Origin of the sequence: Halomonas sp. HNIBRBA4712 (genome assembly GCF_043558675.1) — a bacterium.
Taxonomy (GTDB): Bacteria; Pseudomonadota; Gammaproteobacteria; order Pseudomonadales; family Halomonadaceae; genus Vreelandella.
Genome location: NZ_JBIFXR010000034.1, coordinates 1 through 371, shown reverse-complemented (window position 1 = coordinate 371; position 371 = coordinate 1). Strand labels below are relative to the sequence as shown.

The window sequence follows — 371 nt, the reverse complement described above, 5'->3', positions numbered from 1 at the left end:
ATCGCGCAATGACAACGATTGCCGGATACGCTTGAGACGTATCACACAATTTACGTATGAACGTTTATAAAAACGTTCATGTCAGCATGATGTACATTGTTAAAGAGCGACTGTTCAATGAACAGTGATAAGCCAACGCAGGGCGTGTGTCTTATCACTGACCACGAAACGACAAACGGACGACCGATGAGTGAGTCATCAAATGGTGGAGCCAAGCGGGATCGAACCGCTGACCTCCTGCGTGCAAGGCAGGCGCTCTCCCAGCTGAGCTATGGCCCCATAACGAGCTATGGTCAAATTTCTGTGAGACAAGGAAAACTTCGACGATGCATGCATTTCATGCGAGGAGGAATTTAACACCGTATCACAGT

At 48.0% G+C, this 371-nt stretch carries 1 tRNA gene; it reads right to left on the bottom strand.

Going from position 1 to position 371, the window contains the following annotated elements:
• Positions 1-203 precede the first annotated feature (203 nt).
• Positions 204-279, bottom strand: a tRNA-Ala gene (locus ACGK9R_RS17210).
• Positions 280-371 lie beyond the last annotated feature (92 nt).